Source organism: Flavobacterium sp. (assembly GCF_043778725.1).
Taxonomy (GTDB): domain Bacteria; phylum Bacteroidota; class Bacteroidia; order Flavobacteriales; family Flavobacteriaceae; genus Flavobacterium.
In genome coordinates, this window is record NZ_JAYWFT010000016.1 from 1 (window position 1) to 6,795 (window position 6,795).

Annotated in this window: 7 protein-coding genes; 5 read left to right on the forward strand and 2 right to left on the reverse strand. The window is 32.3% G+C overall.

Annotation, left to right across the window (positions count from 1 at the left end):
* Positions 1-376: 376 nt before the first annotated feature.
* Positions 377-1,372 (reverse strand): hypothetical protein, encoded by a 996-nt coding sequence (locus ACH2CG_RS02025; RefSeq protein ID WP_395061692.1) that lies wholly within the window; start codon positions 1,370-1,372, stop codon positions 377-379.
* A 94-nt stretch (positions 1,373-1,466) separates the two neighbouring features.
* Complete coding sequence (locus ACH2CG_RS02030; protein ID WP_395061694.1) at positions 1,467-2,063, reverse strand: hypothetical protein; 597 nt, start codon at positions 2,061-2,063, stop codon at positions 1,467-1,469.
* Between the two features lie 268 nt (positions 2,064-2,331).
* Here ACH2CG_RS02030 and ACH2CG_RS02035 point away from each other — a divergent pair, with 268 nt between their 5' ends.
* From ACH2CG_RS02035 to ACH2CG_RS02055, 5 genes are all read left to right on the forward strand, one after another.
* Positions 2,332-2,913, forward strand: a complete 582-nt coding sequence (locus ACH2CG_RS02035) for an RNA polymerase sigma factor (RefSeq protein WP_395061696.1) — start codon at positions 2,332-2,334, stop codon at positions 2,911-2,913.
* Positions 2,914-2,917: 4 nt separating this feature from the next.
* Complete coding sequence (locus ACH2CG_RS02040) at positions 2,918-3,643, forward strand: tetratricopeptide repeat protein (protein ID WP_395061698.1); 726 nt, start codon at positions 2,918-2,920, stop codon at positions 3,641-3,643.
* A 125-nt stretch (positions 3,644-3,768) separates the two neighbouring features.
* Positions 3,769-4,536 carry a TatD family hydrolase gene (locus tag ACH2CG_RS02045; RefSeq protein WP_395061700.1) on the forward strand — a complete coding sequence of 256 codons (768 nt, stop codon included), beginning with the start codon at positions 3,769-3,771 and terminating at the stop codon, positions 4,534-4,536.
* A 194-nt stretch (positions 4,537-4,730) separates the two neighbouring features.
* Positions 4,731-5,867, forward strand: coding sequence for a 1-acyl-sn-glycerol-3-phosphate acyltransferase (locus ACH2CG_RS02050; protein WP_395061702.1), 1,137 nt, complete (start codon positions 4,731-4,733; stop codon positions 5,865-5,867).
* A partial coding sequence (locus ACH2CG_RS02055; RefSeq protein ID WP_395061704.1) for an asparaginase occupies positions 5,857-6,795 on the forward strand: 939 nt, incomplete at its 3' end. The genes ACH2CG_RS02050 and ACH2CG_RS02055, both read left to right, overlap by 11 nt.

Consider the following 6,795-nt stretch of genomic DNA (forward strand, 5'->3'; position numbering starts at 1 on the left):
ACTAGTTCCAAAATGGTAAGCAACATTACCTCCAAATGTTATTTTGGTTTTTTCTTGCGAATACATTTGTATTTGTAAAAAAAGTACTGCGGTAATTAAAAATAATTTTTTCATTGTTTTAGTTTTATTTTTCCCTACTCTTTTTTTGGCTTTTCGGGTTGCGCCAGTTTTAATTTATTTGTTGTTAGATAATTACAGTACAAAACTGCAAACTATCACCAAATAAATCATCAGTTAATCAACGGTAATTGTATCCGTTAATCGACGGTATTTTATATCCGTTGTTTAACGGTGTTGTTACAATTTGATACTAAAAAAAGTGGTGAACTTGCCACCACTTTCTCTAAAAAATGAATTAACCTAGTAGTGAGCTTCTTTATGGTAATGCATTTATTGCTGCTTCTAATTGTGCTTGATTGCCCAAAACAGTTTCTGATAAAGTAAAATTATAAACATCACCAGATTGTACTGTGAACGCTTTAATTGCATAACGCCATTGTCCGTTGTCTTCTGTTACAAATATTGCGTGACATACTAATCCTATTGGTATCTGTCCGTAATGTTCAGAAAATTGTTGTGATGCAGTTAAGTATTTGTCAAATTTTGCTAAACTAGATCCTTGACCGTCATAGTGTAAATAAATAGCCGAGTTGGTTTCGTTATATCCAGTTGGAACTGTTGCTAGGAGTTGCGTTCTTGGTCGCGGATCATTATAAAATCTATCTACATTGGACCATCCAAAACTTGGTAAAGTTGCATTGTATGTTCCAGGAGTAGTTGTTCCTTGTCCGTTTACAATTACACCATTTGCGCCTGTTGGTCCAGGGTCAGTTTGAATCCAACCCAACATGTTAGCAGCTGCTGTTGGTGCTTGTCCTGTCCATAGTGTCATGGCAGCATTTGGTCCACCAGTTAATACTGTAGGTACAGTCAATAAAATTGGATTTACTGTTGTTAGTTGAACGCCACCTTGTGTAGCATTAACATAAAATTCTCCGCCAGAAATGATTAAAGACATTTGTCCGTTGGCTTGCAATCCCATTGTAGTTTTGTCTGTAGTTAACATTTTTCCTCCGTCAAATACTTCGCTGTATTTTACATCTACAAGTCCAGTTACAGGATTTCCGTTTTTTCTTAATCCATTTCCGTTTAGTTTAATTGTTACGCCGTTGGTAGAAATAAATGTCGCCAATCCGTTCTCGGCTGTAAGTGTGAAATTTTGTGTAACACTATTCAAAGCCGCAGTTTGAAGATTTGTAAATGCCTGCGCACTTGGAATTATTGGTTCGTTGGTAGTGTTGTCTTCGTTAGAGCAACTGGATAGAGCAATTAATGCTAAAAGTAAAAGGCTACTGTTTTTTAATGTTTTCATGATTTCTTTTTTTTAAATTGTTGTTTTATAATGTTATATCAACTGGGGTTTTAAATTGTTACCCCAGTTTTATTTTATTTTTAATTATTTTCTACTAGTAGTAAGCAAAATCTATATAAGGAATTCCCATATTTAAAAGTGGTCCACCATTTTGATAAAAATTGGCTCCTGTAATGGTCATTATCCCAAAAGATTGCGGAAAACTCACTAATGCACCAGGTTGATGTACAACACGTCCTCTAATATTTGCAAAATTGTTCAATGCATTTGTAAAAAGAAGCGTGCGTCTAATGGTGTAAGATTGATTGGCAACAATTGATATAGGAGTTATAGAAACATAACTTGTATTGGCAGATGAAAAAACATGGTTTGCAGAGTAGATAATAGTATTTGTGTTGTTGTCGATAATTTCCATTAAATATGGAGTTGCAGCCACGGCAGGTAAACTTTGGTATCCAATACTACAAATAGTTTTGTTTTGTGATAATGTAAAAGTGTATTCGTGAATTTCTGTGTCAAATGTAACAGCGTTTTGATGTCCTGGAAGTGCAACGACATTGTTGTAAAGCTGATTAAAAATTGTGTTAGTAGCGCTACAAGCAGCAACTGGTACTGGAGTTGTTCCTGTTGAACAACCTACAATTGTTATTCCCAATAAGAATAAAAGTCCGATTTTTTTAACTGTTTTCATGATTTCTAAGATTTAAATGTTTTAGTAAATAATTTTCTGTTATGTAGTTATATCAACTAGTGTTTAAATTTGTTACCCATGTATTTAAATTTATTTAAAATTTGTATAAACTTATTTTCAGATATCTTTTTAAAACCACCATTAATATGAACTTTATATACTTATATCAATCAAGTTTTAAAATTGTTACCCTTTCAGTCTAAATTTATTTCATATTCTTGATTGTTTATTTCATATTCTTTATAAATTAGCAGTAAATAAGGCAGTTATGACAGAAAAAAATATTCATCCTGACCAATTATATATAGATGGATTACTCCAAAACAATTCTAGTATTATTCAATCTATATATAAGAAGTTTGTTCCAAAAGTTAAAAACTACATTCGAATCAATAGTGGTGACGATGATCAAGCACAAGATGTTATTCAAGAAGTGCTCATAACTATTTACAATCAGGCAAAAACTAGTGGTTTGCAATTAAGTTGTCCGTTTGATGCTTATTTTTTTCTGCTATGCAAAAGACGTTGGCTTAACGAATTGAAAAAAGCATTCAATAAAGAGGTAACATTATTGGATGAAAATGTATCTATAGAAGAATCGGTTCAAGAGATGACTTTTCAAACCGAAGTTTTTGATGAAAAACAATCGTTATTCGACGAAATGTTTCAAAAGCTAGGCGAGAAATGTCAAGAAGTACTCAAACTGAGTTTTGTCACCAAAACGATGGAAGAAGTAGCCGAAAAACTGAATGTTACTTATGGTTATGTGCGCAAAAAAAAATCACTTTGCACAGGACAGTTAACCGAAATGATTCAGCAATCAAACAGATACAAATCTTTAAAATATTAAAGTCATGAGCGAGCAATTGTACATAACATTCGAAAATTATTTCAGTAACGAAATGTCGCAAGAAGAAAAATTGGAATTTGAAAACCAACTTCAAAATGATATAGAATTGCAAGAAAAATTTAAACTTTATAAAGAAACAACACAGTTTTTAGCAACCAAATTTGATCAAGAAACCTTTGCGTTTAAAGAAAATTTGAAGTCAATTTCTAAAGAAAATTTCACAGAGAAGGAAGGTAAAAAATTAAAAGTTATTAATTTTAAACCCTATTATTATGCTGTTGCAGCATCGGTTGTTTTGGCATTTGGAACTTGGTTTATGATGCAAGGAACACCAGAATATGGCGATTATAACCAGCACGAAAATGCTTATTTTACAGAGCGTGGAAGCATTATTAAAAATTTAAAGTTAGCTCAAGAAGCTTTCAACAACAAAAACTATAAAGTTGCAAATGAAAATTTTGAAATAGTATTGAAAGATTATGACAAACCCGAAGTTAGATTTTTCTACGGAATTTCTTTATTGGAAGAAAATAGATTTAATGAAGCTACTACTAATTTTACCAATTTACAAAAAGGCACATCAGTTTATAAAGAAAAAGCAATTTGGTACTTAGCGTTGTCCAATCTAAAACAAAACAAAATAGAAGAATGTAAAGCGTACTTAAAACAAATTTCTGCCGATGCCGAAGATTATGAAAAAGCACAGAAATTGCTTAAAGATTTAGATTAATTCAAGTCTGTCATTTCGACGAAGCAGAATCGTATAAAGGATTATATTGTGTGATTTCTCCTTCGTCGAAATGAAAAAAAAGTATTATTTTACTACTTTTGTAACTCGAAACAAGCAACTTCAAAATGATTCTTACCGATACCCATACCCATTTATATTCTTCTCAATTTCAAGACGATAGAAGCGAAATGATGCAACGTGCCATTGACGCTGGTGTTTCACGATTTTTTATTCCGTCGATTGATTCAACTTATACTCAAAAAATGTACGATTTGGAGTCTCAATTTCCAGATAATGTTTTCTTGATGATGGGATTGCATCCGTGTTATGTTAAAGAAAATTATCTTGAAGAATTGGCGCATGTAGCGACTGAATTGGCTAAAAGAAAATTCTACGCCATTGGAGAAATTGGAATTGATTTATTTTGGGATAAAACTACGTTAGCTACTCAGCAACATGCTTTTAGGTATCAAATTCAATTAGCCAAAAAATACAAATTAGGCATAAATATTCATTGTCGTGATGCATTTGATGAAACATTTGAAGTTTTAGAAAGCGAAAAAAGCGACGATTTATTTGGAATTTTTCATTGTTTTACTGGCGATTTTTTACAAGCTGAAAAAGCAATATCATTAGGATTAAAACTCGGAATAGGCGGCGTTGCAACCTTCAAAAACGGAAAAATAGATCAGTTTTTAGATAAAATCGATTTAAAACACATCGTTCTAGAAACCGATTCTCCTTATTTGGCTCCAGTTCCGCATCGTGGCAAGCGAAATGAAAGTAGTTACACACTTTTAGTAGCTCAAAAATTGGCAGAAATTTATAATCTTCCAATAGAAGAAATAGCCAAAATTACTACCGAAAATTCTAAAGCTATTTTTGGAGTTTAATTTTTTGTTTTTTTTGAATTGTAACATGAATTACTATTTTTTTGAATATTCGTGAAATCTTATTAGCTAATTAATTCGTGCAAATTAGTGAAATTAGTGTCTTTTTTTATTCACTTTTATAGGCATTTAACCTTTAAATATTAAATAAGTCATATTTTTTTTGTTCTTTTGTTGCTCTTAAAATAAAAACCAAAATGCAGAAATTTGACGCAATTCGTCCGTTTTACGATACCGAGGTAAATGAAGCCATTCGCGCATCAGTAAATCATCCGATGATGAAAGCAATAATGGATTTTACGTTTCCAGATGTTGATGATGAAGTATGGAAAGAACAGTTGAGAAGAACCCATTCAATAAGAGATTTTCAGTGTAATTTTATTTATCAAGCGGTTCAAAAAGTGTTAGAAAAATCGTCTGAAGGTTTATCGACTTCTGGGTTTGAAAAACTACAAAAAAACACATCTTATCTTTTTATATCCAATCATAGAGATATTATTTTAGACACATCTTTGCTTAATACCTGCCTTTTCGAACACGGTTTGGTCATGACGGCTTCTGCAATTGGTGACAATTTAGTGAAGCGCGATTTTATGAATACGTTGGCTAAATTAAATAGAAATTTCTTGGTTCAACGAGGATTATCTCCACGAGAATTATTGCAAAGTTCGAAGTTAATGGCCGAATATATCGGACAATTATTGCTTCGTGAAAATCGTTCTGTTTGGATTGCGCAACGTGAAGGACGAACTAAAGACGGAAATGACGCCACACATTCGGGAGTTTTAAAAATGCTCGGAATGGGTTCTGACGAGAAAAATGTTATGGATTATTTTAAGAAATTAAAAATTGTACCCGTTTCTATTTCCTACGAATATGATCCAACCGATGCTTTAAAAATGCCACAATTAATGGCCGAAGCAAAGGCAGAGACTTACGTTAAAGAAAAAAATGAAGATTTTATAACGTTGTTAAGCGGAATTATTGGTCAGAAGAAACGCATTCACATTCATGTTGGTGATGTTTTGGATACAGAGTTGGATCAAATTACTCTTGAAAATGACAATACCAACAAGCAAGTTCAAGCGTTGGCACAAACAATTGACGATTCTATTTTGCAATCCTATAAATTGTGGCCAACCAATTATATTGCCTTCGATATATTGAATAAAACCGATAAATATAAAGAGCATTATACCGAAGATGAAAAATCATTATTCGAACGAAGATTAGAGATGAAAATAGATTGTTCTAATGAAATTATGATGGAAGGTTTCTTGAACATGTATGCTAATCCTGTTGTGAATAAATCTAAGTACGAGAATGCAATCTAAACCCAACATACTTTTAATTTATACCGGTGGAACAATTGGTATGATGAAAGATTTCGAAACTGGAGCTTTAAAAGCATTCAACTTTAAAAAGTTATTGCAAAAAATTCCAGAACTGAAACAGTTGGATTGTCATATTGAAACTATTTCTTTCGAGAAACCTATTGATTCTTCTAACATGAATCCTGACAAATGGATGAAAATTGCTTCAATAATAGAAGAAAATTATTTAAATTTTGATGGTTTTGTAGTGTTACATGGTTCAGATACGATGTCGTATTCGGCATCGGCATTGAGTTTTATGCTCGAAAATTTAGCCAAACCTGTTGTTTTCACTGGGTCACAATTGCCAATTGGAGATTTGCGAACCGATGCCAAAGAAAATTTAATTACGGCGATTCAAATTGCTTCTTTACAACAAAAAGGAAAATCTGTAATTCACGAAGTGTGTCTATATTTTGAATATAAATTATACCGTGGCAACCGAACTACAAAAATAAACGCCGAACATTTTAACGCTTTTGCATCACCAAATTATAATGAATTAGCAGAATCTGGAGTGCATTTAAAAATAAATTCGACAGCACTTTTTCCTAAACAAACCAAGAAATTTGTGGTTCATAGAGAACTTGATGACAATGTAGTTATTGTAAAAATGTTTCCTGGAATAAATGAAAATGTACTTTCGGCAATTATGGCGATTCCAAACTTAAAAGGAATTGTTTTAGAAACCTATGGTTCTGGAAACGCTCCAACTGAAGATTGGCTAATTCAAATTTTGAAAAAAGCCATCAAAAATGGTTTGTATGTTATTAATGTAACCCAATGTTCTGGCGGAAGTGTAAGCATGGGACAATATGAAACCAGTACAACGCTTAAAAAAATAGGAGTAATTTCGGGAAAAGATATTACTACAGAAGCTGCAATAACT